The 26,574-nt window shown below is 44.6% G+C and carries 24 protein-coding genes and 15 tRNA genes; 20 read left to right on the plus strand and 19 right to left on the minus strand.

The annotated features are described in order from the left end of the window. Positions 1-181: 181 nt before the first annotated feature. The 6 genes from kdsA to hemA are packed head-to-tail and all read right to left on the minus strand — an operon-like array spanning position 182 to position 5,517. Positions 182-1,033: a 3-deoxy-8-phosphooctulonate synthase gene (kdsA, locus tag FKQ60_RS11420; RefSeq protein ID WP_158138785.1), complete on the minus strand. Its 852-nt coding sequence runs from the start codon at positions 1,031-1,033 to the stop codon at positions 182-184. A gap of 22 nt (positions 1,034-1,055) precedes the next feature. Continuing rightward, positions 1,056-1,865, minus strand: a complete 810-nt coding sequence (locus tag FKQ60_RS11425) for a SirB1 family protein (RefSeq protein ID WP_158138786.1) — start codon at positions 1,863-1,865, stop codon at positions 1,056-1,058. A gap of 21 nt (positions 1,866-1,886) precedes the next feature. Further along, positions 1,887-2,270, minus strand: a complete 384-nt coding sequence (locus FKQ60_RS11430; RefSeq protein WP_040904120.1) for a SirB2 family protein — start codon at positions 2,268-2,270, stop codon at positions 1,887-1,889. 10 nt (positions 2,271-2,280) lie between these two features. Further along, positions 2,281-3,129 carry a peptide chain release factor N(5)-glutamine methyltransferase gene (gene prmC / locus FKQ60_RS11435; RefSeq protein WP_170904353.1) on the minus strand — a complete coding sequence of 283 codons (849 nt, stop codon included), beginning with the start codon at positions 3,127-3,129 and terminating at the stop codon, positions 2,281-2,283. Between the two features lie 7 nt (positions 3,130-3,136). Further along, positions 3,137-4,225 carry a peptide chain release factor 1 gene (gene prfA, locus FKQ60_RS11440; RefSeq protein ID WP_154170407.1) on the minus strand — a complete coding sequence of 363 codons (1,089 nt, stop codon included), beginning with the start codon at positions 4,223-4,225 and terminating at the stop codon, positions 3,137-3,139. 35 nt (positions 4,226-4,260) lie between these two features. Further along, a complete protein-coding gene (hemA, locus tag FKQ60_RS11445) occupies positions 4,261-5,517 on the minus strand; it encodes a glutamyl-tRNA reductase (protein ID WP_004394726.1) in 1,257 nt (418 codons plus the stop codon). Positions 5,518-5,677: 160 nt separating this feature from the next. Here hemA and lolB point away from each other — a divergent pair, with 160 nt between their 5' ends. From lolB to FKQ60_RS11545, 20 genes are all read left to right on the plus strand, one after another. Further along, positions 5,678-6,292: a lipoprotein insertase outer membrane protein LolB gene (gene lolB / locus FKQ60_RS11450; protein ID WP_154170743.1), complete on the plus strand. Its 615-nt coding sequence runs from the start codon at positions 5,678-5,680 to the stop codon at positions 6,290-6,292. Then, on the plus strand, positions 6,289-7,161 hold the full coding sequence (gene ispE, locus FKQ60_RS11455) for a 4-(cytidine 5'-diphospho)-2-C-methyl-D-erythritol kinase (RefSeq protein ID WP_154170405.1): 873 nt from the start codon (positions 6,289-6,291) through the stop codon (positions 7,159-7,161). Before lolB ends, ispE begins: the two co-directional genes overlap by 4 nt. A gap of 29 nt (positions 7,162-7,190) precedes the next feature. After that, a complete protein-coding gene (locus tag FKQ60_RS11460; RefSeq protein ID WP_004394723.1) occupies positions 7,191-8,135 on the plus strand; it encodes a ribose-phosphate pyrophosphokinase in 945 nt (314 codons plus the stop codon). A gap of 146 nt (positions 8,136-8,281) precedes the next feature. After that, complete coding sequence (gene pth, locus FKQ60_RS11465) at positions 8,282-8,872, plus strand: aminoacyl-tRNA hydrolase (protein ID WP_158139056.1); 591 nt, start codon at positions 8,282-8,284, stop codon at positions 8,870-8,872. 11 nt (positions 8,873-8,883) lie between these two features. Beyond that, entirely contained in the window at positions 8,884-9,975 is a 1,092-nt protein-coding gene (gene ychF / locus FKQ60_RS11470) for a redox-regulated ATPase YchF (protein ID WP_004394721.1), read from the plus strand. A gap of 327 nt (positions 9,976-10,302) precedes the next feature. Next, a tRNA-Met gene (locus FKQ60_RS11475) sits at positions 10,303-10,379 on the plus strand. A 40-nt stretch (positions 10,380-10,419) separates the two neighbouring features. Then, positions 10,420-10,504: transfer RNA gene (locus tag FKQ60_RS11480), tRNA-Leu, on the plus strand. A 36-nt stretch (positions 10,505-10,540) separates the two neighbouring features. Next, positions 10,541-10,615: transfer RNA gene (locus FKQ60_RS11485), tRNA-Gln, on the plus strand. 80 nt (positions 10,616-10,695) lie between these two features. Further along, positions 10,696-10,772 (plus strand) — tRNA-Met (locus tag FKQ60_RS11490). Positions 10,773-10,815: 43 nt separating this feature from the next. Then, positions 10,816-10,900 (plus strand) — tRNA-Leu (locus FKQ60_RS11495). A 26-nt stretch (positions 10,901-10,926) separates the two neighbouring features. After that, positions 10,927-11,011, plus strand: a tRNA-Leu gene (locus FKQ60_RS11500). Positions 11,012-11,048: 37 nt separating this feature from the next. After that, a tRNA-Gln gene (locus tag FKQ60_RS11505) sits at positions 11,049-11,123 on the plus strand. A gap of 43 nt (positions 11,124-11,166) precedes the next feature. Further along, positions 11,167-11,253 (plus strand) — tRNA-Leu (locus FKQ60_RS11510). 13 nt (positions 11,254-11,266) lie between these two features. Then, positions 11,267-11,341: transfer RNA gene (locus FKQ60_RS11515), tRNA-Gln, on the plus strand. 45 nt (positions 11,342-11,386) lie between these two features. After that, positions 11,387-11,471 (plus strand) — tRNA-Leu (locus FKQ60_RS11520). Positions 11,472-11,504: 33 nt separating this feature from the next. After that, positions 11,505-11,579, plus strand: a tRNA-Gln gene (locus tag FKQ60_RS11525). A gap of 45 nt (positions 11,580-11,624) precedes the next feature. After that, a tRNA-Leu gene (locus tag FKQ60_RS11530) sits at positions 11,625-11,709 on the plus strand. Positions 11,710-11,721: 12 nt separating this feature from the next. After that, positions 11,722-11,798: transfer RNA gene (locus tag FKQ60_RS11535), tRNA-Met, on the plus strand. A gap of 66 nt (positions 11,799-11,864) precedes the next feature. Continuing rightward, positions 11,865-11,939: transfer RNA gene (locus FKQ60_RS11540), tRNA-Gln, on the plus strand. 45 nt (positions 11,940-11,984) lie between these two features. Further along, positions 11,985-12,069, plus strand: a tRNA-Leu gene (locus FKQ60_RS11545). A gap of 54 nt (positions 12,070-12,123) precedes the next feature. Here FKQ60_RS11545 and FKQ60_RS11550 read toward each other — a convergent pair. The 13 genes from FKQ60_RS11550 to flgB form a co-directional block, all read right to left on the minus strand. Next, positions 12,124-13,257, minus strand: a complete 1,134-nt coding sequence (locus tag FKQ60_RS11550) for a flagellin (protein ID WP_170906535.1) — start codon at positions 13,255-13,257, stop codon at positions 12,124-12,126. Positions 13,258-13,742: 485 nt separating this feature from the next. Continuing rightward, positions 13,743-14,882, minus strand: coding sequence for a flagellin (locus tag FKQ60_RS11555; RefSeq protein WP_040904115.1), 1,140 nt, complete (start codon positions 14,880-14,882; stop codon positions 13,743-13,745). A gap of 494 nt (positions 14,883-15,376) precedes the next feature. Then, the gene (flgL, locus tag FKQ60_RS11560; RefSeq protein WP_004394718.1) at positions 15,377-16,570 is read right to left on the minus strand and encodes a flagellar hook-associated protein FlgL; all 1,194 of its coding nucleotides are present in this window, start codon (positions 16,568-16,570) and stop codon (positions 15,377-15,379) included. A gap of 12 nt (positions 16,571-16,582) precedes the next feature. After that, the gene (gene flgK, locus FKQ60_RS11565) at positions 16,583-18,508 is read right to left on the minus strand and encodes a flagellar hook-associated protein FlgK (RefSeq protein WP_154170399.1); all 1,926 of its coding nucleotides are present in this window, start codon (positions 18,506-18,508) and stop codon (positions 16,583-16,585) included. A 302-nt stretch (positions 18,509-18,810) separates the two neighbouring features. Continuing rightward, positions 18,811-19,737 (minus strand): flagellar assembly peptidoglycan hydrolase FlgJ, encoded by a 927-nt coding sequence (flgJ, locus tag FKQ60_RS11570; RefSeq protein WP_154170397.1) that lies wholly within the window; start codon positions 19,735-19,737, stop codon positions 18,811-18,813. 10 nt (positions 19,738-19,747) lie between these two features. Then, entirely contained in the window at positions 19,748-20,833 is a 1,086-nt protein-coding gene (locus tag FKQ60_RS11575; RefSeq protein ID WP_040904112.1) for a flagellar basal body P-ring protein FlgI, read from the minus strand. Between the two features lie 82 nt (positions 20,834-20,915). Further along, positions 20,916-21,695: a flagellar basal body L-ring protein FlgH gene (gene flgH, locus FKQ60_RS11580; protein WP_040904730.1), complete on the minus strand. Its 780-nt coding sequence runs from the start codon at positions 21,693-21,695 to the stop codon at positions 20,916-20,918. A 27-nt stretch (positions 21,696-21,722) separates the two neighbouring features. Next, positions 21,723-22,511 carry a flagellar basal-body rod protein FlgG gene (gene flgG, locus FKQ60_RS11585; RefSeq protein ID WP_040904110.1) on the minus strand — a complete coding sequence of 263 codons (789 nt, stop codon included), beginning with the start codon at positions 22,509-22,511 and terminating at the stop codon, positions 21,723-21,725. A 16-nt stretch (positions 22,512-22,527) separates the two neighbouring features. Next, positions 22,528-23,277 (minus strand): flagellar basal-body rod protein FlgF, encoded by a 750-nt coding sequence (gene flgF / locus FKQ60_RS11590; protein WP_004394712.1) that lies wholly within the window; start codon positions 23,275-23,277, stop codon positions 22,528-22,530. Positions 23,278-23,551: 274 nt separating this feature from the next. Then, positions 23,552-24,856: a flagellar hook protein FlgE gene (gene flgE / locus FKQ60_RS11595; protein WP_170905382.1), complete on the minus strand. Its 1,305-nt coding sequence runs from the start codon at positions 24,854-24,856 to the stop codon at positions 23,552-23,554. Positions 24,857-24,884: 28 nt separating this feature from the next. After that, on the minus strand, positions 24,885-25,592 hold the full coding sequence (locus FKQ60_RS11600; protein ID WP_004394710.1) for a flagellar hook assembly protein FlgD: 708 nt from the start codon (positions 25,590-25,592) through the stop codon (positions 24,885-24,887). A gap of 16 nt (positions 25,593-25,608) precedes the next feature. Beyond that, a complete protein-coding gene (gene flgC, locus FKQ60_RS11605) occupies positions 25,609-26,025 on the minus strand; it encodes a flagellar basal body rod protein FlgC (RefSeq protein WP_004394709.1) in 417 nt (138 codons plus the stop codon). A 4-nt stretch (positions 26,026-26,029) separates the two neighbouring features. After that, a complete protein-coding gene (gene flgB, locus FKQ60_RS11610) occupies positions 26,030-26,425 on the minus strand; it encodes a flagellar basal body rod protein FlgB (protein WP_170905383.1) in 396 nt (131 codons plus the stop codon). Between the last annotated feature and the right edge of the window lie 149 nt (positions 26,426-26,574).

Consider the following 26,574-nt stretch of genomic DNA (forward strand, 5'->3'; position numbering starts at 1 on the left):
GTTTTGCCATTTGCTTCCTTCAGATTTCACCTCACGATGAACACCCTTGCATAGGCTAACGGTTCCCGCTCGACTGAGCCCGTAGAGGACTTTCACCTCCTAGATCAACGCCATGCTCGGCGCACAACCAAAACGGGTAAGGAATTATCTTACCCGTTTTTTTAAAACGTAAGGATTGAACTTAACGGATATCGATCGGTGCAAAGCTCTTAATCAAATCATCCAACGCTTTCATTTGTACTAAGAAAGGTTCGAGCTTATCCAACGGTAAGGCCGAAGGACCATCACATTTCGCTTGATCAGGCGTTGGGTGAGCTTCGATAAATAAACCAGCGATGCCCGTCGCTAAACCAGCTTTAGCCAGTTCCACGGTTTGTTCACGGCGACCACCGGAAGCGGCTCCTAATGGATCGCGCATCTGCAGTGAATGGGTAACATCGAAAATGATTGGACTGCCTTTAGAGGCTTTTTTCATCACGCCAAATCCGAGCATATCAACTACTAAGTTATCGTAACCATGGCAAGCACCACGCTCACATAAAATGACTTGCTCATTGCCACATTCCGCGAACTTTTCAACAATATTACCTACTTGTCCTGGGCTCATAAACTGCGGTTTTTTAACGTTAATGACTGCGCCCGTTTTTGCCATCGCTTCGACTAAATCCGTTTGACGTGCTAAAAATGCTGGCAATTGAATCACATCAACGACCTCAGAGACTGGCTGAGCCTGCGCTTCGGTGTGTACGTCGGTAATAATTTTCACCCCGAAGGTCTCTTTCAGCTCTTGAAAGATTTTCATGCCCTCTTCCAAACCTGGCCCACGATATGAATGTACCGAGCTACGGTTAGCCTTATCAAACGATGCTTTAAACACGTAAGGAATACCAAGCTTTTCGGTTACTTTGACGTAGTACTCGCAAATTTGCATCGCCAAATCACGAGATTCCAACACATTCATACCAGCAAACAGAGTAAAGGGATGATCATTGGCGACCGGAATATGACCGATATGAACAATTTTTTGTTCCATAGTGAGTTCTCTTAAGTTGTGATTAATGCAGCGTCACTGGATAAACCGTTAGCGCATTCATTTGATTCTTGAGTAACTGCGCTGCGGGATCATCAGGGCAGTGTTCAATAAAATATTGGAAATCGGATAACGCCACCTGATGACAGTCTAACTGCTGATAGATAAAACCACGATCGCGTATTTCATAAGGATCATCAGGGACAAAGGTTAACGCTAAATTGGTGCAGCGCAGCGCCAAAGTATAGCGCTCTTCGCGCAACAAGGCACTTTTCAATAAGGCTAACCAACGACCAATAATCGTTGGATTATCGGTCGGTTTTAGATGCTCAGCCTGCAAGCGGGCCAAAGGGCCTTTATGACCAACCAACCACGCATTGAGCATGTATTTCGAGACAAACTCGCCGGAAAAAGGATTGAGATACAGCGGAGCTTCATCAGGCCACTGCACTTCAAGTAAAAACTGGGTAGGAAAAGTAATTCCTTGCACGGGAAAATCAAAGCGCCTAGCAAAATAGAGCAGCAACGCTCCAAGACTCACCGGTATTCCCTGACGACGTTCGAGGACTTTATCAATAAAACCGTTACGAGAATGAAAATAGGTTTCTTTATCGCCAACAAAGCCCCATTGATGATAAAAAACATCCAAAAATAGGGCAAAGCGCTGCTTTCTATTTGATTCATCAGCTAAAGCTAACTCAGCTTGATGGTACAGCCTTTGCAATTCAGCGAGAGCCCAATCGACTTTAGTCTCCGGATTGATGGCTTTATTTAATGCCAGCGCACCTTCCACTAAATCCATTGCATCAAAATCTTCATCAAATAAATTCAGCATTGATTTATCGAGTCCATAATATTAACTGAAAAACATCGGTGCTTTAGAAGCCGTCACTTTACCCGCCATGATCAGCCAGCCCATCGCGCCAAGAAAAGCAAACGAGCGTAACAGCTTATTACGACCAAACTTAAGCGCAAAAAAGCCCAAAGCGATATAAGCCAAGACACAAGTAATTTTATCGGTCATCCACGGCGCTGCAGCCGTATAAGGTATAAAGCCAGTGATCACGATAAGCCAAATGCCAGTAACTAATAACAGACTATCGTTAATGTGCGGATAAATTTTCAGAAACTTATGTTGTAGCCAATGGGAATCCATCATCATTAAAATATAACGAACACTCAATAAGAAAGCGCTAGTAGCTATAGTGAAGAGATGGAGTGATTTAAGTACTTCGTACATGTGTTCCTCTTTAAAATCGACATTGACCCAAGGTGACTCGATCGTTACCAGCGTAGTCTTGCTCCGTAACCACTTGCTGATAGCCCAGTTCACTCAGAATAGTTCGCACTGCTTTGCCTTGTTGGTAACCATGTTCAAACAACAGCCAGCCTTGATCGAGTAAATATTCACGCGCCGAAGTCGCGATATGTTTAATATCGGCTAATCCATTATCGCCTGCGACCAGAGCGCTTCTCGGTTCAAAACGAACATCCCCTTGCTGTAAATGGGGATCGTGTTCCTCAATATAAGGCGGGTTAGAAGCAATCAAAGCAAACTTTATACCGTTAGCGAGAGGGGTAAACCAACTGCCTTGCAAAAATGTGACATTGGAGAGCTGTAATCGTTTGCGATTATCCTCGGCAAGCTCAACGGCCTCTGAACGCAGATCGATCCCCAGCACGTGGCGCTGAGGTAGCTCTGAAGCAAGCGCTAATGCGATAGCTCCAGTTCCTGTGCCTAGATCAAGGATATCGCCCTCAATAAATGCGGCCTTATCCAGTGCTAATTCAACTAAGCGTTCAGTATCCGGACGAGGTATTAAGGTCGATGGTGCGACTTTTAGGGGCAGCGACCAAAATTCGCGTTCACCAATAATATAAGCGATCGGCTCACCGGCGATACGCCGTGCGAGCAACACCTCGAAAGCAGAAATAGCGTCTGCATCGAGCCTTTTATCTGGCCACGTCAATAAATAGGAGCGCGGTTTTTGTAACACATGGCAAAGCAGCAGCGCGGCATCAAGAGACGACGAATCGCTGCCGCTCTCGATAAGTTGCCGCTTAGCGTTAGCCAATAAGGCTTGTATCGTCATGATAATGAATGAATTAATGGTTATCAGATAACGCAGCCAGCAGATCCGCTTGATGCTCTTGGACAACAGGATCAATCAAGGCTTGTAAATCGCCTTCCATCACCTCATTGAGACGATAAATGGTGAGGTTAATACGATGATCGGACACTCGACTCTGTGGATAGTTGTAAGTGCGAATGCGATCACTGCGATCGCCTGAGCCAAGTAGATTGCGTCGGGTATCGGAGATTTCCGCCGCACGTTTTTTCTCTTCAGCCTGAACAATCCGAGCGCCAAGTACAGACATCGCTTTAGCTTTGTTCTTATGTTGAGAACGCTCATCCTGACACTCAACCACAATCCCCGTTGGCAAGTGAGTAATTCGAATTGCTGAATCCGTCGTGTTAACGTGCTGGCCACCTGCTCCTGATGAGCGGAAGGTATCAATTTTTAGATCGCTGGCTTTAATTTCAGGAATTTCGGCTTCAGGGATCTCAGGCATCACAGCCACAGTACACGCAGAAGTATGTACACGACCTTGAGATTCGGTCGCGGGAACACGTTGCACTCGGTGACCGCCCGACTCAAATTTCAATACCCCGTAAGCTCCGTCACCATTAACTTTGGCTATCATCTCTTTGTAACCACCATGCTCAGCTTCACTCGCCGACATGACTTCAATCCGCCAGCCTTTTTTCTCAGCAAAACGGCTGTACATCCGGAACAGATCACCAGCAAAAATCCCGGCTTCATCACCACCCGCCCCAGCACGAATTTCTAAGAAACAGTTGCGATCATCATTCGGATCTTTAGGTAACAGAAGAATTTGCAGCTCAGCACTTAAGCGTTCAATTTCCGCTTTAGCCGCTTTCATTTCATCTTGGGCCATTTCGCGCATTTCAGCATCGTCTTCTTTGGTCATCTCTTCTGCGGCCAGCAAATCTTCCTGAGCTTGCTGATAGGCTTGGAAGCATTGGGTGACTTCTTCGAGCTGCGAGTACTCTTTTGAGAGCGATCGAAATTTATTTTGATCACCGATCACGGCAGGATCGCCTAATAAGTGTTGCACTTCTTCGTAGCGCTCCACCAAAGATTCAAGCTTAACTAAAATCGACGCTTTCATAGTTTCTTCTTTAATAAATAAGGATTTACAAATTATTACAGGTCATCAAGACCCAAACTTTGTCTAATAATTGCCAGTTTTGCTGGCTCCCCTTGCTCGGCTGCCATCTGCAACGCGCGCGTTGGGGTATGGATCAATCTATTGGTGAGTTTATTACTTAATTCGACCAATAACTTTTCCGCATCGCCTCCAGCGGCTAACGCTTGTAAACTTTTACTGAGTAATTCTTCACGGATATTGTTCGCCGATTGACGATAGTCACGAATGCTGTCGACCGCCTGCAGCGAGCGCATCCAACTCATGAATTCTGCGCTTTCTTCGCTGACGATCGCTTCGGCTTGAATCGCCTCAATCTTACGTTGCTCAATATTACTCTCAACAATCGATTGTAAATCATCCACTGAATAGAGATAAGCATCGTCAAGTTCACTGACTTGTGATTCCACATCACGCGGAACGGCAATATCGACTAACAGCATCGGTTGATGACGACGCGCTTTGAGCGCGCTTTCGACCATCCCTTTACCGATGATGGGCAGCGGACTAGCGGTCGAACTAATCACAATATCCGCCTGTGCTAAATAATCTGGAATCTCATTTAAGGTAATCACTTCAGCGTCAAAATTTTGCGCTAATGCCATGGCCCGTTCGCGTGTTCGGTTAGCAACGATCATTCGTTTACAACCATGACCGTCCAAATGTTTAGCGACCAATTCGATGGTCTCTCCTGCGCCAACTAATAGCACCGTAGCCTGCGTTAACGATTCAAAAATATGTTTTGCCAGCGTACAGGCGGCATAAGCAACAGAGACCGCATGACCACCAATGTCGGTTTCAGTCCGCACACGCTTAGCAACCGAAAACGCTTTTTGAAACAACTTATCTAAGGCCGAATCGACCATGCGATTCTCTCGCGAATCCGCATACGCTTGTTTTACTTGACCCAAAATCTGTGGTTCGCCCAGTACTAATGAATCCAATCCACAAGCAACGCGCATCAGATGACGGATTGCCGCTTGCTCTTCATGGACATATAAACTCGGCTTTAAGGTTTCCAGATTGACTTGATGAAACTGAGATAACCACTCTATCAGTTTATTCTTACTTGCCACCTTAACGTCACAATACAGTTCAGTTCGGTTACAGGTTGATAAAATCACACTTCCCTTGACGTAAGGTTGGCCAGATAAATGGCGCAACGCTTCGGACAGTTTATCTGCTCCAAAGGCCACTTTTTCTCGCAACTCAACCGAAGCTGTATTGTGATTGATACCAATAACAAGCAAGGACATGTATCGAGGGTTCTCTGATAAGAAGTGGATTGAGCGGCGAATTTTACTTGATGCACCTATTTATTGAAAGAGCGATTGGGATTTGTTTTCCCGAGTTCGTGATATCAATGGTATAGTGACGGCTCTTGTGTCCCATAAATGGATAAATAACGAGCATATGATGATATCACCGCCACGTATTTTTCTTATTATTACCTTACTCTTAGGACTATGGGGCTGTAGCAGCATTCCCGACCCCATTAGTGACGTTGAATGGCAATCGCACCAAGCTCGCTTAAAGACCATTACGCAGTTTCAACTGGTTGGAAAACTCGCCTATATTGACCCCAATCAGCGTCAATCTCTTAATTTTCAGTGGCAAATTTCACCTCAGCAAACCCAGCTCCGCCTAACGACCTTTTTAGGACAGACGGTATTAAACTTATCGATTGATCAACAAGGAGCGCAAGTCATCACCCATGATGACAACGTCTACCGCGCTGACAGTGCCGAACAATTGATTACCTCTCTGACTGGATTAACGCTCCCTATTGAGCTTTTACAAGCATGGATTGTCGGCTTACCCACTCAAGCCGATCACTTTGAATTAAATTCGAACAATACCTTGGCTAGATTACAAAAAAACCAAGGTTTTTCGCGCTGGACGGTAGATTATCATCGCTACCGCGAATATCTCTGGCAAGATAAACCTCTCCCTCTGCCAGACCGAGTATTACTCACCCAACAGGACACCTCGATTAACCTTGTGATATCTAAATGGACACTCACGCCATGATACAACGACCAACCGTATGGCCATCACCCGCGAAATTAAATCTGTTTTTGTACATTACCGGACAACGCGCTGATGGTTATCACGACCTGCAAACATTATTTCAATTTATCGATTATGGCGATGAACTGACGATTACCGCGAATCAGACAGGGCAAATCACACTCTCACCGCAACTGCCTGGCGTCGCACTGCAAGATAATCTAATTTACCGTGCGGCTTGCGCCTTACAGCAGCAAACCGAGAGCTCATTCGGCGCAGATATTCAACTAACCAAACGCTTACCAATGGGCGGGGGGATTGGTGGCGGTTCTTCTAATGCGGCAACGGTGTTGGTCGCACTCAATTATTTATGGAGCTGTGGGTTAAGCGATGATCAACTCGCGACGATTGGCCTAACCTTAGGGGCCGATGTTCCAGTTTTTATTCACGGCTTCTCAGCTTTTGCCGAAGGTATTGGAGAAAAGCTCCAACCGGTACAGCCCGAAGAAAAGCATTATCTCGTGATTCGCCCAAATGTGAGTATTGCGACAAAAGTAATTTTTTCTCATCCAAAATTACCGAGAAACACAGCAAAACGTGATATTAATACTCTACTCAATGCGAACTACGAAAACGATTGCGAAAAAATTGTCCGATTGGAGTACCCAGAGGTTGATAAGCAACTTTCATGGCTGCTACAATACGCGCCGTCAAGATTGACCGGGACCGGGTCTTGCGTTTTCGCTGAATTTTCGAGCAAAAAAGAAGCGCAAGCTGTCCTTGCGAAACTCCCAGACACTGTCTCTGCGTTTGTCGCTCAAGGCCGCAACGTTTCACCACTAAAAGAGACACTGGCTGATTACCAATCAGCCGACACCCAACCTAATTAAAAACTGGACGCAACCCTGAGGTTTCCACCGTGCCTGATATGAAGCTATTTGCTGGTAACGCCACACCTGAACTAGCCCAACGTATTGCTGAACGTCTATACATCTCCCTTGGTGATGCTACTGTTTCTCGCTTCTCTGATGGAGAAGTGGCAGTGCAGATCAACGAAAATGTTCGTGGTAGCGATGTATTTATTATTCAATCAACTTGTGCACCAACCAATGACAATTTAATGGAATTGGTGGTAATGATTGACGCAATGCGCCGCGCTTCAGCAGGCCGTATTACTGCTGTCATCCCTTACTTTGGCTATGCACGCCAAGACCGTCGAGTGCGTTCTGCTCGTGTTCCAATTACGGCGAAAGTCGTTGCTGACTTTCTCTCTAACGTAGGGGTTGATCGGGTCTTAACCATTGACCTACACGCAGAGCAAATTCAAGGTTTCTTTGATGTACCGGTAGATAACATCTTCGGTACACCCGTTCTCTTGGAAGACATGAAAGCACGTAACTTAGAAGATCCTGTCGTCGTATCTCCGGATCTAGGTGGTGTGGTACGTGCTCGTGCAACAGCAAAAGCACTCGGTGATATTGATATCGCGATTGTCGATAAACGTCGTCCTCGTGCCAACGTCTCTGAAGTCATGAACTTAATCGGTGACGTTGAAGGCCGTGATTGCGTGATTGTTGACGATATGATCGATACCGGCGGAACCTTATGCAAAGCGGCTGAAGCACTCAAAGAGCGCGGAGCAAAACGTGTGTTTGCGTATGCAACCCATGCTGTCTTCTCAGGTAATGCCGCAAAGAACATCAAAAATTCTGTTCTTGACCAAGTGATCGTCACAGACTCCATCACTTTATCTAAAGAAATGGCAGCAACGGGTAAAGTTACCCAATTAACGTTATCAACCATGCTCGCCGAGGCGATCCGCCGAATCAGTAACGAAGAGTCTATTTCAGCCATGTTTAACTAAGCAGCGATAGTCTTGGATCGGTAAAATACCTCGTCAAAATGACGAGGTATTTTTGTTTCACGGCGTCGAGCATCAGCCATCTCGCCCTTTTGCGTTTTTCTATGCTATCATACCGCGCTTTTTTCGTTTCCGAAGGGATCCTAGCCTTGAGTCAACCAATTAAATTACTTGTCGGTCTGGCCAACCCGGGCCCTGAATACGTCAATACTCGACATAATGCAGGAGCATGGGTCATCGAAGAACTGGCCCGAGTGCACAATACGACACTGAAAAGTGAAGTGAAGTTTTTCGGATTAACCGGTCGTATATTGGTTAATGGTGAAGATCTGCGTTTACTGATCCCAACGACTTATATGAATTTATCTGGTAAAGCCGTCGCAGCCCTTGCTAAGTTTTATCAAATCAAACCGGAAGAGATCATGATCGCTCATGACGAACTGGATCTTCCTCCCGGCGTGGCTAAATTTAAACAAGGTGGCGGGCATGGTGGTCATAATGGGTTAAAAGACACCATCAGTAAATTAGGCAACAATAAAGAATTCTATCGTCTTCGTATTGGCATTGGCCATCCAGGACACAAAGACAAAGTTGCAGGCTATGTGTTAAGTAAAGCTCCTAACAAAGAGCACGAGTGCATACTAGCAGCAGTAGATGAATCTGTTCGCTGTCTCGATATTTTACTGAAAGATGGCCTAACTAAAGCGCAAAACCGCTTACATACGTTCAAAGCTGAATAAGGTTACCAAACATGGGTTTTAAATGTGGCATTGTGGGTTTACCTAACGTAGGTAAATCAACCCTTTTTAATGCACTGACTAACGCAGGTATCGAAGCGGCTAACTTCCCGTTTTGTACTATTGAACCAAACACTGGTGTGGTACCAGTGCCTGATTTGCGTCTCGACGCATTGGCAAAAATTGTTAATCCACAACGCATACTACCAACCACAATGGAGTTTGTTGATATCGCAGGCTTAGTGGCTGGGGCATCAAAAGGTGAAGGTTTAGGTAATAAATTTTTAGCCAACATCCGCGAAACCGATGCGATTGGTCACGTTGTCCGCTGCTTTGAGAACGAAAATATTGTTCACGTCGCAGGAAAAGTATCACCAATTGAAGACATCGAAGTGATCAATCTTGAGTTGGCTCTCGCTGACTTAGATAGCTGCGAACGCGCGATTCAACGTCAAACGAAACGTGCCAAAGGTGGCGATAAAGACGCTAAATTTGAGCTTGGTGTCTTAGAAAAACTATTGCCCGTACTGACTGAAGGTGGCTCTGCACGCTCTGTCCCCTTAAGCAAAGAAGAACTTGCTGCGGTTGGATACCTTAATTTCCTGACCCTTAAGCCAACCATGTACATTGCTAATGTGAATGAAGATGGCTTTGAAAATAACCCCTATTTAGACGCGGTCCGTGCTCATGCCGCCCAAGAAAATGCCTCTGTCGTCGCCGTGTGTGCTGCTATTGAAGCCGAGCTTTCTGAATTAGAAGAAGAAGAGCGTGCTGAGTTTCTTGCCGATCTGGGTATTGAAGAACCAGGCTTAAACCGAGTGATTCGTTCAGGGTATGAACTGCTTGATTTGCAAACTTACTTTACCGCAGGGGTTAAAGAGGTCCGTGCTTGGACCGTTCCGGTAGGCGCGACAGCTCCTCAAGCAGCAGGAAAAATCCACACCGATTTTGAACGTGGATTTATCCGTGCCGAAGTGATCGGTTACAATGACTTCATCCAGTACCAAGGCGAAAGTGGTGCCAAGGAAGCGGGTAAATGGCGTTTAGAAGGCAAAGATTATATTGTCAAAGATGGTGATGTCATTCATTTCCGCTTTAACGTATAAAACCTAACCACTATCGAAAGAAGCCAACACAATGTTGGCTTTTTTTTGCATCGAACTTTCATGGCTTACTTTTACATTCATCGCTAATAAACCATGATCATCTGCTTGACGTATAATGAGAAAATCACTCGGTTTGGGATAGATTTTGATCAGAAATAGCTAGCTTTGTTTAAAAAAAACTCGAACAGTTGGTTTTGAGGAATTTATTCAAAAAAACTATTGACGCTCTACAGCCATATCCGCATAATGCGCACCGTTCGCAGCGAGAAGGCAACTTCGAAACTCCGAGCGTAACGCTGACTGTGAGTGATAAGCAGTTTAGCAATTGGCTACGTAGCTCAGCTGGTTAGAGCACATCACTCATAATGATGGGGTCACAGGTTCGAATCCCGTCGTAGCCACCATTTCCTAAGTGTTCTTTGTGTAGAATAGTTAGGAAATAATGCGGAAATGGCGAAATTGGTAGACGCACCAGATTTAGGTTCTGGCGCCGCAAGGTGTGAGAGTTCAAGTCTCTCTTTCCGCACCATTTATTGATAAGCTGCCCAAAGCAACTTATCACCGTAGGTCTATCGCCAAGCGGTAAGGCAGCGGCTTTTGATGCCGCCATTCCCTGGTTCGAATCCAGGTAGACCTGCCATTGTTTCTTTAGGTTTCAATACGTAAAAACTATTGGAACTGATGGCGAGAATAGATTATAGTTTCTCGCTCTAAAAAGATGGCTACGTAGCTCAGTTGGTTAGAGCACATCACTCATAATGATGGGGTCACAGGTTCGAATCCCGTCGTAGCCACCACTTATTTTACCTCTTCTCTTGAGATAAGGTACAATAACGAGATGCGGAAGTGGCGAAATTGGTAGACGCACCAGATTTAGGTTCTGGCGCCGCAAGGTGTGAGAGTTCAAGTCTCTCCTTCCGCACCATTATCTCGTTATAAAAGTAAAGTTTTGCGGAAATGGCGAAATTGGTAGACGCACCAGATTTAGGTTCTGGCGCCGCAAGGTGTGAGAGTTCAAGTCTCTCTTTCCGCACCATATTAGAGGTCAGCAGTAGATAGCTGTTAACCGATGTAGGTCTATCGCCAAGCGGTAAGGCAGCGGCTTTTGATGCCGCCATTCCCTGGTTCGAATCCAGGTAGACCTGCCAACTATTTAGTTCCATCAATACTGTGTCAGCATTGACTGAATTTGTGGTGGTGGCGAAATTGGTAGACGCGCTAGCTTCAGGTGCTAGTGTCCGTTAGGACGTGAGGGTTCAAGTCCCTCCCTCCGCACCAAGTTCAGTATTACAGGTCTATCGCCAAGCGGTAAGGCAGCGGCTTTTGATGCCGCCATTCCCTGGTTCGAATCCAGGTAGACCTGCCAATTACAACGATGATTTGAGTCAATCAAGTTATCTAAAAAATTTGTGCGGAAGTGGCGAAATTGGTAGACGCACCAGATTTAGGTTCTGGCGCCGCAAGGTGTGAGAGTTCAAGTCTCTCCTTCCGCACCATTTATTGAGTTAGCATAGCCTGCTATCAACAACAGGTCTATCGCCAAGCGGTAAGGCAGCGGCTTTTGATGCCGCCATTCCCTGGTTCGAATCCAGGTAGACCTGCCAATTACAACGATGGTTTGAGTCAATCAGATTATCTAAAAAATTTGTGCGGAAGTGGCGAAATTGGTAGACGCACCAGATTTAGGTTCTGGCGCCGCAAGGTGTGAGAGTTCAAGTCTCTCCTTCCGCACCATTGATTAGTCGTGGCTACGTAGCTCAGCTGGTTAGAGCACATCACTCATAATGATGGGGTCACAGGTTCGAATCCCGTCGTAGCCACCATTTATCGTTAGTTACTGTTGAACAGTTGCTTTATAAATAAGACTGTTATTAAATTAACAGCATTGCAGGTCTATCGCCAAGCGGTAAGGCAGCGGCTTTTGATGCCGCCATTCCCTGGTTCGAATCCAGGTAGACCTGCCAATTACAACGATGATTTGAGTCAATCAGATTATCTACAAAATTTGTGCGGAAGTGGCGAAATTGGTAGACGCACCAGATTTAGGTTCTGGCGCCGCAAGGTGTGAGAGTTCAAGTCTCTCCTTCCGCACCATTTATAAAAAAAACCCAGCTTAGGCTGGGTTTTTTATTATCACTTAAATCTTAATTACCCTAATAGCGCGAGTGCCGCTGTTGGTGCTTGTTTCGCTTGAGCTAAGACTGAGCTCGACGCTTGACTTAAAATCTGTGATTTAGTCAATGCCGTGGTTTCTTTAGCAAAGTCGGTATCCTTGATCCGGCTCTTAGACGCATTAACATTTTCATTAATGTTATCCAAGTTATTAATGGCATGACCAAATCGATTCTGGAACGCACCTAGCTCTGCACGATGACTATCAACATACTTAAGCGCAGCGTCAACAACGGCCACTGATTTTTGCGCTCCGCCAACGGTCGTGACATCAATCGTATCGATCGTAATCGCCTGTCCCGCTTGCATGTCTAGCTCGGTAGCTAATGCGCCACTAAAAGCGACTGCGCCAGTAACATCATTATTTCCGGTAAAGACCTGTAACTGCCCCTTCTCATTAACCGACGCTTGCACTAAGTCTGTTTGACCATTAATGTAGGTGGCAACTTCTTCAATATCATCACCAACTTTGGCGGTAATATTAACAATTTGCTCATCACCATTAATATCGGTCAAGGTTAAGGTTAAATCGTTACTACCATCACTGACCGTCCAATCTTTATCGGCCTCAGTAGCGGCAACGTAGCTGGTTCCTCCCATCATCGCGTTATCACTACGCATGTCTTTCATGGTCAGCATCACAGCTTCACCGCTCTGAGATCCAATCTGGAACGACTTCGTTTGGAAAGTACCGTTCAATAGACGATTACCCGCAAATGAGGTGGTCTCTGCAATACGATTCAATTCATCATTAAGTGCCGTGACTTCTTCTTGGATAGCGACACGCTCAGATTTTGAGTTTGAACCATTCGCAGATTGTAAAGAAAGATCCCGCATCCGTTGTAAAATGTTGGTGGTCTCATTCATGGCGCCTTCGGCGGTTTGTGCCATGGAAATACCATCATTCGCGTTACGAACAGCAACGTCTAAACCACGACTTTGCACATTCAAACGGTTTGAGATCTGCAAACCTGCAGCATCATCTTTCGCACTATTAATTTTAAAACCTGAAGACAAACGTTCCATTGACGTTTGCTGTGCACTGGTTGCACTGTTCAGGTACCTCTGTGCCGTCATCGCTGACACGTTAGTGTTTACATTTACCGCCATAATTGGTCTCCTATTAATATTAGACGTAGCGGAACTTGCCGAACGGTTTCCGACGTCTCGGATAACCACGTAGTTCTCTCAAAGTATCTTTAATAGCGACTCAAACGACGATTCCTTTAGGGGATTTATTGAGCAAGGTGAATTAAGCGACTTAGAAAGAAGAAACTGAGGCATAAGACGCAAAACCAACCGAAAAAGACATAAATCGCTCAAGATTTAGCGGTAATGGCCGGGGGGATGAGAAATGGATTGGCAGAAAAAAGAAAAGCCCCTTTTCCTTTGAGAGAACCGGGGCTATGGTTGGCAGCCATTGCCAATGTGGAGATCAAGAGAAATGAACACATTATGGCTAACCATAATGTATGGTTATTTTCCTAGTATAAACAGGCGTATCTGAGAGAGCTTATACTGTTCTAACAACCATACCTTGCCAAGGTTGCGGATTACATACTCACGTCTGAGCTTATTAATGCCGCCTCCCAGGACTACTGCAATAATGATATTGCAGAGTTTGGCAACTGTTTTGCTTGAGCAAGAATTGACGTTCCTGCTTGCTGCAATATTTGTGACTTAGTCAACTGAGTCGTCTCTTTCGCAAAGTCGGTATCTTTAATCCGGCTCTTCGAGGCTTCGACGTTCTCTTGGATGTTGGCCAAGTTATTAATACTGTGGTTGAGTCGGTTCTGTTTAGCACCTAAATCCGCGCGTTGTGAGTCAATGTATTTGAGCGCTGCATCTAAGATACCGACTGCGTTTTGCGAGCCACCAACGGTGCGCATATCAATATTTTGCACGGTCGTTTTCTCTCCAGGACCACCGGCTAAACCAAGTTCAGTCGCTAAGCCTCCAGAGATGGTTAAATCACCTTCAATGTGTGGTTCAGCAACAAAAATCTGTAGCTTACCATCTTCGTCGACTGAGGCTTTGAGCAAGTCAGTCTGACCATTGATGTAAGTTGCGAGCTCTTCAATATCGTCACCGGTTTTGGCTAAGATATCTAATGTCACTTCTTGGCCATCTTTTTTGGTGAACTCTAATTTCAAATCGTTTGCCGTCGGATCGACGCCCCAATCTTTGTTTTTGCCTTCAGTAGCAATAAAAGATTGGCCGCCCATCCGATAGTCATCGGCACGGATACTGGTTAAGCCCATGATGATCGCTTCACCGGAACTAGAACCAATTTGGAATGATGCTTCACCAAATGACCCGTTGAGCAATCGACGACCACCAAAAGAGGTCGTTTCGGCAATTCGGTTTAACTCATCTTGCAGAGCAACCGACTCTTCGTTGAGTGCTTGACGCTCGGCATCTGAGTTGGTTCCGTTGGCTGATTGTAGGGCCAAATCACGCATACGTTGCAGAATGCTGGTTGACTCATTCATTGCTCCTTCAGCGGTCTGAGCAATCGAAATACCATCGTTAGCATTACGCATTGCCACATCAAGACCACGAGACTGAGCGATCAATCGGTTTGAAATTTGCAAACCTGCCGCATCATCTTTGGCACTGTTAATACGGTTACCAGAAGAAAGACGCTCCATCGAGGTATTTAAATCGTTGGACGACTTGGTCAAGTAACGCTGAGCGGTCATTGCCGACACGTTGGTATTTACATTAATGGTCATATTTTGCTCTCCTATCGAGTCCGCAAGTCTTTTGCGAAGCGGTCAGCTTTACTCTCTTGGAAGCACTGACCGTAAATCACTTGCCAAATACACCCTAAGGTATATTTAAGATCGGGTGGTATTCACTCTGTTTAAATTAATCCAATAAACATGCCAACTTTTCAAACGAACTCAATGAAAATTTTAAACCTTTATAATCAATAAGTTAATTTCAATTATTTACAAAACTCTCTTTCGTTCAGCACTGGTAATATACCGTTGCCGCTTTTTTGCCGCTCCGCCTGCTGTCGACTGGCAAAGGAAAGCCGACCGAAGACAAGATGAGATTTAAAGCAAAAAAACACCTCTCTTTTCGCACTGATGGCATAGCACATAAGGCACAAAGATAGGATTTATTAACCTTTCGAGGTTAAGCGTTGTTCGAGAGAAACAAGTTCTTGTCCCGAACTCAAACAACGACTTAATGATGCTGAGCAAGCGATTCTCACTAACCTCTAAAGGTAATTAAATAGGGTTAAATCTTTCGCTTTGCCAAACGCCAATTGAGAGGCTTGCAGCGCTCTCGAGTTTTCATTAAATTCAATCACTGCTTGCGAGTAATCGAGATCTTCAAACTGACTCTTAGAGCGAGCCAGACTGATTTTAAAATCTTCATGCTGATCTTCTTGTAGATCTAAGGTGCTCAATCGAGCACCGACATCCGAACGAACTTGGTTTAAATGAATAAAGGCAGTGTGTAATTCTTCGGTGATTTGATGAAGCTTGCCAGTGGTTGAAGCATCGGAAACAGAACCTTTCGAGTACTCAATGGCTTTTTTAAAACTATCAAATACTGTAAATGTTTTACGTGGATTCAGAGTGATGCTGTCTCCGGCTGTGATACTGCCTTTGATATTAATAGTGAGACCTTGATATTGAACCCCTGTTCTTGGATCAAAGTCATTAACCTCGACAACCTCACCATCGCGCTCTAACTGATAAGCAAAGCCGCCATTGAGCATATCCACAAACGTTACCGTATAGCTGGCATTATCACCGTCATCACTGTTCGTTGCCCGCTCAAGCAATAATTCCGATCCTTCTTGTAATGCATACTCAGGTTCAAAATCACCAAATGGATTATTAATATCCATAAACATTTGGTTGCCTGGGGTATTGAAGGGCATTTCTAAATTATTGGAGATGCGCATTTTTCGCTGATAATCATCACCGTAATAGGTCACGTTACCTTGATTATCTCGAAAAAAAGGTTGGTTCTTCGGCCGAGTTCCCGCAAAAATAAAATTACCCGTTTCGTCTTGTACATTGGCAAGATTCAAAAAGTTATTAGCAATTTCTTGAATTTGCCGCGCCTGAGTTTCACGATCTTCGGGAGATAATGAACCGTTGATCATTTCCATGACCATACGCTTGGCTTTATCGGTAAACTCTTCGGCATTAGAAATGATCACTTCTTGGTGCTCAAGACGATTACGAACCAGTACAATGGCATCTAAGTATTGGCGCAACTGCTCTTCTTGTTGTGTTACATTTTGAATGTAATGCGTCGCGAGTGGGTTATCTCCGGCAGACAAAAGCTTTTTTCCCGAAGCTAATTGCGCTTGGTTGTGATGAACTTTATTTTCTTGGCGACGTAAATCGTTTTGCACCGACTGATAGTTATGGAAGCTAGAAATTCGATTTAACATTTACTTGTCCCCCTACCTGAGCTGCAAAATGGTATTAAACGTGTCATTTGCAGCCTGCATGATGCGCGATGAGGCCATATAAGCATGCTGAAACTTCATCATATTGGCTGCTTCTTCATCCAAGTTAACCCCAGACACTGAACCAATACGCGATTCCGCCGCCTCTTTTTCTAAACGAGCCACATCGGCTAAGCGAGTCGAAGTCGAGAGTTTTAAACCGAAATCGGTATTCAAGTTATGATACAAACCGATAATGGTTGACTCATTGTCATTCATTTTTTTGGTGGTTTGTAGATGAATCATCTTGCGTAAATTACCGTTATCACCTTCCGCCGGATTTAAATTGGCGGTAAATTTATCATTCTCAATCGCCCCTCGAGTCAGGGTAAAGACGGTCGGTTGACCACTCGCTTGTTGAGCAGGGATAACTATCGGTAACTTTGATTGGTCGTCATTAAATAAATAAGGTTGCGTTGCGAGCAACTGGCCATTTTTGTCCACCACACGAATTTGCATCTCATGATCGCCAGCACCTGTATTAGGGACAAGATAAGCTTCAAACTCTTTGATATCACCAACTTGGTCAATTTGAAATTGGGCACGCCCTTGAGCAAAAGAAGTCGAGGCTTGATAGCTTTGGGCGGCAATCTTTGTCGGATCATTGGTTGCCATCTGAATCTGAGCGGCGCCATCACGGGTTGGGCGAACGATGACTCGCTCACCAATTTCTGGTGGAGTATTGACCTGAATACGCAAGCCATCTAAATAAAGATTACCTTGATTAAGTGCGAGGATCTGTTGCTTGCCATCTGGTAACGTCGCCACATAATGACTGCCTGTATAAGACAGAGCAAACTCGCCACCTTTTAACTGACTAAGATCATCGATGTACACTCGAATATCAGCATTCGAATCACTGGCTGTGGCAATACGTGAACGAGCATTGACTTCAGAGTTAACATCGGAAAAAAGCAGCCCACCAACATTACCACGCAGATCTAAACCTTGGCTTTGTAACTCGTTGACCTGATGAGCAAAAGAAATTGATAAACGACCGATTTCATCCAGTAATCCAGGAATATGTTGATCACGCATTTCAAATAGCGCAGCCATCTTTCCGCCGATCTCTTTTTCAGAAATAGACTTTAATGTATTTCCTTCAACGACTGCCAAGCGACGCTGTTTGACATCTGGATAACCGTCAATCATTTTTAATTGACTCGCTTCCGTTCCCGAGACAAGGGTATGTCCGCTACCAATATGAATATTAAAACCTTCAGCACTGGTACGGGGTGTTACCGTTACTTTGGTATATTGGGAAAGTTCAGCGACTAATTTTTCATGCTCATCCATCAAATCATTATGTGGACCAGGCACACGCATCATTAGCCGCTGTAAATCACGTATTTCTAACGCTAACTGGTTGATTCGCTCTATACCAACGTCGAGTCCTTTATTAGTGATATCAAACTGACGTCGCACGGTTTCATGAAAATCATTCAAATTTTGAGTAACAAGATTCGCTTTTTCGAGCACAACTTTGCGCACCCCGACATCATTGGGGGTGTCGGCTAAACTTTTTACTGAATCAAACCATTCGTTAAGATTTTCGGGGATTTTCTTAGAAGCAACAGAAGAGAGTAACTTAGAGAGCATATCTAAGTTTTCTTCGGTATCGCTATTAAAAGCGTGGTTGGTTGTGGCAAGATTCAGCTCTTTAACGGCAAACTGATCCCAAGAGCGGCGAACATTTTCCACATGTACGCCCATCCCATAGGTTTGACCACCGAGTTGGCGAGGTGCATTGGTCCCTTGGATCACAGACTGACGGCTGTAACCCTCGGTATTAACATTCGCAATGTTATGACCCGTGGTATTGAGTTGTCTCTGAGCCGTTAATACGCTCTGCGCACCAAGATTCAGAAGATCAGACGCCATACTTGCCCCCAAAAAACCGATTAACGCCAGTCGTTACTGACCCCATTACTACTTATAAAAGCAATAACTATGCCAATGAATGAGGTTAGTTAACTAGAGGAAATATAAAAGATAAAACTGAAGCGCTAGAAGAAACTGGTTGCGAGGCCAACCAGCCAAAGCCTATTTCTATATTCAATAAGGTACGAAATGAAAGGATGTTTATTGCGCTAAGTGAATGATCGCCAAGTCAGAAAAAATCCAATATACCCAAACGACTTGGAATTACAGGTAGGCAGCAAGTGAGTGAATCTTCATGAGCATTAGCTGTTATCCATTTGATCGATCTGCGCTTTTACTCGCAATACTTTATCTGCATAATGAGGATCGGTCGCATAGCCAGCTTGATGAATACCATGAATAAACGCTTCACTACTTCCACCATGCTCTAAGGCGGTGCTGTAGCGAGGATTATTTTCTAAAAAGCGTAAATAATCATCAAAACTGTCTTGGAAGCTTGGATAAGCGCGAAAAGCGGCTTTTTCCATAACCGGAGTTTGATCGTAATATTCTAAGGTTTGAGTGGCAACACGCTGCCCCTGCCAACTTCTATCAGCTTTAATATTAAATAAATTATTACTGCTTCCACGGGCATTACTGACCATTTTTTGTCCCCAACCGGTTTCTAAAGCAGCTTGAGCAAGCAGTAAAGAAGCATCAATACCTAACGCTTGTGCCGCTTTATCGGCGTAAGGTTTGAGTGATGTGACAAAAGATTGTGGTGAATCAAAACGGTATTCATGAGCCGGTGATGAAGATGCCGCCACTACGCTATTATTGGGCCGCTCAGCCGCCACCGATCGCGCTTGTTGGACGCGATTCATCGCCTCTTGGAAACGGTCGTTATCTTGATCGGTAGGTGCGACATTATCTGCCGCCGTCAGCTGTGCAACAATCATATCGGCCAAGCCTAACGAACCTGAGGCGCTTAACTGACTGACCATTTGCTCGTCTTGCATTTGTCGATAAAAATCTTCGTTATTACTGCTGAATAAATCCGATTTAAACGCTGAGTTCGCATCGCGCATCGACTTTAACATCATGGTGGTAAAAATAGCCTCAAACTGTCTTGCAGCGGCAGTCAGTGCCTCTTTTTCAGCGCCAGCATCACCATTGAGTGCTTGTTGACGTAATTTATCTAGGCTGGCGATATCATGAATAAAGCCGATATCATTGGGGTTATTCACCATCACGAACTCCTTAGATAATAATTAACTGACCTTGAATGGCACCAGCTTGTTTTAATGCTTGTAAAATTGCCATTAAATCTGACGGAGCAGCCCCGACTTCATTCACAGCCCGGACCAATTCATCTAAAGTCGTTCCGGTTTCTAACTTAAACATTTTTCCTTGCTGCTCAACGACTTCAATATCTGTATCGGGAATGATCGCCGTCTCTCCTCCAGCAAAAGGATTGGGTTGATCAACGCCCCAGTTTTCTTTGATCGCCACCGTCATACCGCCGTGAGTCACAGCGGCGGGTCTTAAACGTACATGCTGACCAATCACAATCGTTCCGGTTCGTGAATTGACGATAATCTTTGCCGCCATATCCGCAGGTTCAAACTCAAGGTTTTCTACGGCAGAAAGAAAAGCCACTCTTTGCGAGACTTCTCGAGGTGCACGAACGCGTACTGAAGTTGCATCAATGGCTGAGGCCATATCTGGGCCTAAAAATTGGTTCACGGTATCGGCCATTCGTTGTGCCGTCGTAAAATCCGATTGGAAAAGATTAAAAGTGATAAAATCACCACGACCAAAAGGCGTTGGAATTTCTCGCTCGACTATCGCCCCATTAGAAATCATACCAACCGTTGGGTTGTTGCCAACCAAACTTGACCCATCCGCTCCAGTCGCACTAAATCCACTGACCACTAAATTGCCTTGAGCCACAGCATACACTTGGCCATCCAGTCCTTTTAAGAAAGTTTGTGTCAATGTACCACCACGTAAACTGCTCGCTGAGCCTATCGACGATACGGTGACATCAATTGTCTGTCCTTGCTTCGTAAACGGAGGCAGTTCCGCCGTCAACATGACTGCGGCAACGTTTTTGGTATTGGTTCGTGTGCCAGGCGGCAATTGAATGCCAAAGTTTTGCAGCATGGCGCGAAAACTTTGATCAGTAAACGGGTTTGATTCTCCTGTACCGGGTAACCCCGTCACTAAACCATACCCGACTAATTGGTTACTACGCACACCGGCTACTTGTGCAACATCTTTAATTCGCGTGGCATGAGCACTGCTTGCCATGAACACCATTAAGAGCAATAAAATTTTTTTCATCATCGTTGACCTTCTCTCAATGTGGATACGCATCGCCATGTGATCATTTTATCGTGTCAAAAAATCGACTTATATTGTCATACTATAAAGAGACATTAAAAAATCGTGCCAAGAATCCAGGCTCTTGCATATCTTGATTCGATCCGGTACTGGAGTATTGAATTCGAGTATTAGAGATACGATTAGACGCTATCGTATTGTCATAACCAATATCATCTGGACGCACGGTGCCACTTAAACGAATGTATTCATCACCCGTGTTGAGCATTAACCACTTTTCGCCTCGAACCACTAAATTGCCGTTAGATAAAACATCAATGACTTCAACGGTAATCGAACCTTGTAAATTATTATTTTGGTTTGCTTGCGCACTACCCGAAAATTGATTGTTATTTTTCAAAGCGTAAGAGAAGTTGTAATCACCAATGGTCAGCTCCTGACCACCAACACTGAGTGGGTCCATCGATGCGTCATTATTTTTAGTTAATTTAGCATCCGCGCTTTTGGTCGCCTTGGTGTTTTCATTCAACGTCACAGTAATAATGTCGCCAATCCCTCGCGGCTTAGCATCACTGTATAAACTCACTGCTCGAGCGAGATTAAACAATGAACCAGTCTCAGCAGCATAATGCTCAGGTTTGGCTTTCGGATGAATAGGAGCCCAAGCAGGGTCACCAGCAACCGGATCATTTCGGTTACGTAATGTATCAAGTAAGCCTGTGCTACCGTCAGACGATCGATCACCCTCAACTGCATCGACTACCGTTGTGCCTTGCACCACATCTGCCGTTTCAAGGGGTGCGGGTAATAAACTGCATCCTGAAAGTAATGCCACAAAGGCTAAACTGAGTATACGTTTCATCATCATAGTCTCTTAGTTAGTCAGTGATTAGAGTTGTTGATTAACAAAACTCATCATTTGATCCACAGAAGAGATCACTTTAGAGTTCATCTCATAGACTCGCTGCGCTTCAATCATGTTGACCAACTCTTCGGTAACATTGACGTTAGAGCTTTCCAACATAGATTGACGGATATTGCCAAGCCCATCCAAACCAGGAACGCCTTCTTGTGGATCGCCACTGGCCCCCGTCGGTAAATATAGGTTTTGCCCAACAGGTTCTAAACCGCCTGGGTTAATGAAATCCACGATGGTGATCTGTCCTAAGACTTGGTTCTCTTGCTGACCACGTAAACGCACCGAAACTTCACCGTCATTGCCCACAGTGATCGAGATAGCATCTTCAGGAACGACGATTTCTGGTTGTACTAAATAACCAGCTCCAGAAGTCACGATCGCGCCTTCCGCGTTCAAAGTAAATTGACCGTTACGGCTATAGCCAATATTGCCATCCGGCATGAGAATCTGGAAAAAGCCATCGCCTTCAATCATCATATCTAAGCTATTGTTAGTGGTCTGGACGTTACCGTTAGTGTGAACTTTTTGAGTTGCTACCACCTTCGCCCCGGCTCCTAACATTAACCCGCTCGGTAACTCCGTATTTTGTGAAGACTGACCGCCAGGCTGATTAATATTTTGGTAAAACAGATCCTCAAATACCGCTCGACTCTTTTTAAAACCCACCGTTGAGGCGTTAGCTAAGTTATTTGAGATGGTGGCAATATTGGTCTGCTGGGCATCTAGACCCGTTTTACTTATCCATAATGCAGGTTGCATACTAAATTCCTCTCACTTAGCTCATACGCAGTAAAGAGTCAGACGCTTTGTCCATCTCTTCTGCCGTACTCATCATTTTGACTTGCATTTCAAACTGACGCTGTAAATCAATCAGGTTGGTCATCTCTCCCACTGCATTGACGTTGCTGCCCTCAAGAGCGCCAGTCAACACTTTCACTGTGGCATCGGCTACGTATTCTGCATTAGGATCTTTGGCTCGAAATAAGCCATTAATATCTTTGAATAAAGAACGATTATCAGGCTTGACCAATTTAATACGATCAACGATTTCCATCGCATCGGCAGGTGCCCCTTGTGGACGAACCGAGATAGTGCCGTCATTACCTATCTCTACTTTATTCAACGGGATTGGCAAAGTAATCGGCGCACCCAACTCACCTAACACTAAATGACCATTACCATTAAGTAATAAGCCATTTTGATCAATGCGTAGATTACCGCTGCGCGTTAAACCTTCATTGCCAGTTTTATCTAATACTGAAATCCAGCCATCACCTTGAATGGTAATATCGAGTTCTCGTCCTGTGGTGATCACGCTGCCTTGGTCAAAGCGGTGCCCTGGGCGCTCTGTCATGCTAAATACGCGACTAGGTAGCCCTTCACCATACGCTTGCATTGAACGCGCTTGTTCTAAATCAGCTCGAAAGCCCGTAGTACTGACGTTAGCAAGGTTATTGGCTCTTAGCTGCATCGCCTGCATATTTTGTTTAGCGCCACTCATGGCAAGGAACAGTGCGCGATCCATCAGACGTTCTCCACAATCATTAATTAATCATAAATAAGCAATTGGCGTGCCATTATTTTTACACTTATTAATCAGTAATTTAAGGAAGATAAAATGACAATTGCGCAATGAAAAGCGGCAATTTAACGGCAAGAGAAGACAGAGGATGCCATGTGGCATGCCGTTCTACCTAAAGATCACTAGTGAAGGTCGAACGAAGAGAAAAAACGAAGGAAGAAGTACATGCCTAAGTAGACAAAGCAACTTAGGCATGTTGAATCGAATAAATCTAGGATTAACGGATTTGTAAAATCGTTTGTTGTAATCCAGTATGCACTTCTAAAGCCCGCGAGTTAGCCTGGAAGTTACGCTGTGCAGAAATAAGATCCACCAGCTCTTGGGTCATATCAATGTTTGACTGCTCAAGCACACCATTACTGATAGTACCAAATGAGCCTTTGCTTGATTCACCCCAAATTTTAACGCCAGATTGCTGAGTAGAATCCCATTGCGTGCCACCTTTTTTATCCAAACCTTGCTCATTAGCCACTCGAACCATCGCGACTCGACCTAAGGTCACATTTTGTCCATTTGAATAGGTGGCAAGTACACTACCGTACTCATCAAAATCGATTTTGGTCAAAAAGCCCGTGGTCGCACCATCTTGATCAAACTTCGTTAATTCAAATGGCGCAGCAAATTGAGTCGCTTGGTTAAGATTGAACGCTAAAGTTTGTGTACCATCGGCTCCATTCATATCGATGGGATTATCCCCTTGATCAAATGCCACTGAGACAATCGGATTACCACTATTTAAACTGGCTAGGGTACCATCATTGTTAAAGCGTAATGTATGCCCCACATGGCCATTTGGAGAAACCGCATCCCCACCAGCAATATTGAGTGGTTTTTCACCGGTTTTATCGGTAACCGTATAGTAGGTATTCCACTTATTATTTTCATTTTGATCTTTTAAATAATAGGTGGTGAGCTTATAAGGTTGCCCCATTGAGTCATAAATGGTTGATGACGTGGTGCGGTTGTAAGTATCAGGATCAGTAATATCAAACAGCGCAGGATCTTTTAAATCACCGTTCGCAGGTAAATTAGCTGAGAGTTCTATATTGCCGGTTTGCTTTGGTTTACCAAACTGAGCCGGAATATTGATCGGCTTAGGCTCGTAAGATAGAACTTCTCCATTATCAGGGTTCACTTCATAACCTAATAGATATTGATCGTTTGAGGTGACCATGAAGTTATTTTTATCGAGGTGAAATGCACCGTTACGAGTCAATTCATTTTGCTGAGGGATTAAGCGATCTTTAGCAACTGCAAAAAATCCGGTACCGGCAATACGCAAATCCATTGGGTTATTGGTATAAATACTCGACCCTTCGTGAAATTGTTGCGCAACCTTACTCGCCTGAACACCTTGGCCTGGTGTAGTTTTTGAATTGGTAAATAGCGACGTTGAATACACATCACCAAACTCAGCCCGCGACTCTTTAAAGCCGTAGGTATTCGCGTTGGCAATATTATTACTGGTGGTATTCAAATCTAATTGAGCAGCAGAAAGACCGCTTAACGATATATATGACATAACAAATTCTCCTGTTTGGCGAGCATAATTATGCTTTGCCAACTCCTAGTACTTCAGCAAGTCGTACTGGTGATTCAAAACCAGCAAGATTGAGCAGTACATTACCGTCGCCTTTACCGAGTAGAACACTATTAACATTCGCGTAGGTTGATACGCCAAATTCGGCATTCTCACCACCGAGCAAACCCGAGGCTCTGACTCGATATCGCCCTTCAGGTAATGGATTTCCATTTTCATCATTACCATCCCACTCGACACGATTATCACCGCCAGGTTTTGCACCAACATCAAAAGTACGCACCAATTGGCCAGCTTCATTTTCAATGCGAATGAATAAGTTTTGTACTGCTTGAGGCAATTTGACCATTGCCGCCATGCCGCCAACATCCGACTTCATTCCAGCAGAACCGGGAACCAGAACATCTCGTCCTACTAGCGACGAAGCCTGTAGCGCCTGATTAGAAGTCATTGCCGAGTTTAAACTTTCAAATTGACCGTTCATTTTGCCAATGCCATCAACGGTGGCAAAAGAGGCCATTTGAGCAATCATTTGATCGTTACTCACGGGTTTAAATGGATCTTGTTGTGCCAACTGTTTGGTCAATAACGAGAGAAAATCCTCTTGTTTCAACTCTTGTTGCCCAGTCGTCTCCGTGGGCTTTTTCTGCTCTTGTAGCGCTTTCAGTTGGTCTATATAGGACAAGCCGCTTTGACCAAGGTTATTAATGCCAGCCATTTGCTACCTCCTACCCTTATTGACCCATCTGCAGCGTACGCAGCAGCATCTGTTTACTTGCATCGGCCACTTGAACGTTTGTTTGATAAGAACGTGAAGCAGAAATCATATTGGCCATTTCTTCCATAACATTAACATTGGGCTTATAAATAAAGCCTTCATCGTTGGCCAAAGGATGATCGGGATTGTATTCCGCATTTAACGGCTTATTACTTTCGACAATCCCTAACACTTTTACCGGAACATTGGGGTCACGATGATAACGAGCTTTATTTAACTCTGCACCGAACACCGCGTGACGGGCTTTATACGTTTCTTTCGCCGAACTACTGACACTGTCTGCGTTCGCTAAGTTACTGGATGTCGTATTTAGACGAACAGATTCAGCACTCATTGCAGAACCAGTCACATTGAATACATTAAATAAGCTCATCTAATTAATCCCCTTTAATCGCTTTTGATAGGTTCTTAAACTTACTGCCTAAGAACTCTAGAGAGGCTTGGTGGCGCAGTTGATTTTCCATAAAGAGGTTACGCTCTAAATCAACATTGACCGTATTGCCATCTCCGGTATCCGGTTGAGTCGGAATGCGGTAAAGCATTTCCCCTGTCACCGTTTTTGAGGCAGGAATATGCCGACCGTCCGTACGGCTAAGACTAATGCTTGCCCCTGAACTTGCCGCCTTTAATGCTCGATCAAAGTCCATTCCTTTTGCTTTAAAGCCCGGAGTGTTCGATTGTGCAATATTGGTCGCAATCACTTCTGCATTGCGTGCACGAACACCAACTGTGTGTTGATGGATACCGAGTGCTTTATCAAAAGAAATAGTCATGTTTTGCCTCTTTACTAAGAACCGACCGTTACTTGATTTAAAAAGCAAATTACGTACCAAGTTTTAGATGCTTTAGGAAATTAGTGGTTCATCACACGCTGGGGTACTTTAGTCTGTCTTACTATCATAGAACATGCTGCTAAAAGAAA

Origin of the sequence: Vibrio sp. A11 (genome assembly GCF_013048705.1) — a bacterium.
Classification (GTDB): Bacteria; Pseudomonadota; Gammaproteobacteria; order Enterobacterales; family Vibrionaceae; genus Vibrio; species Vibrio metschnikovii.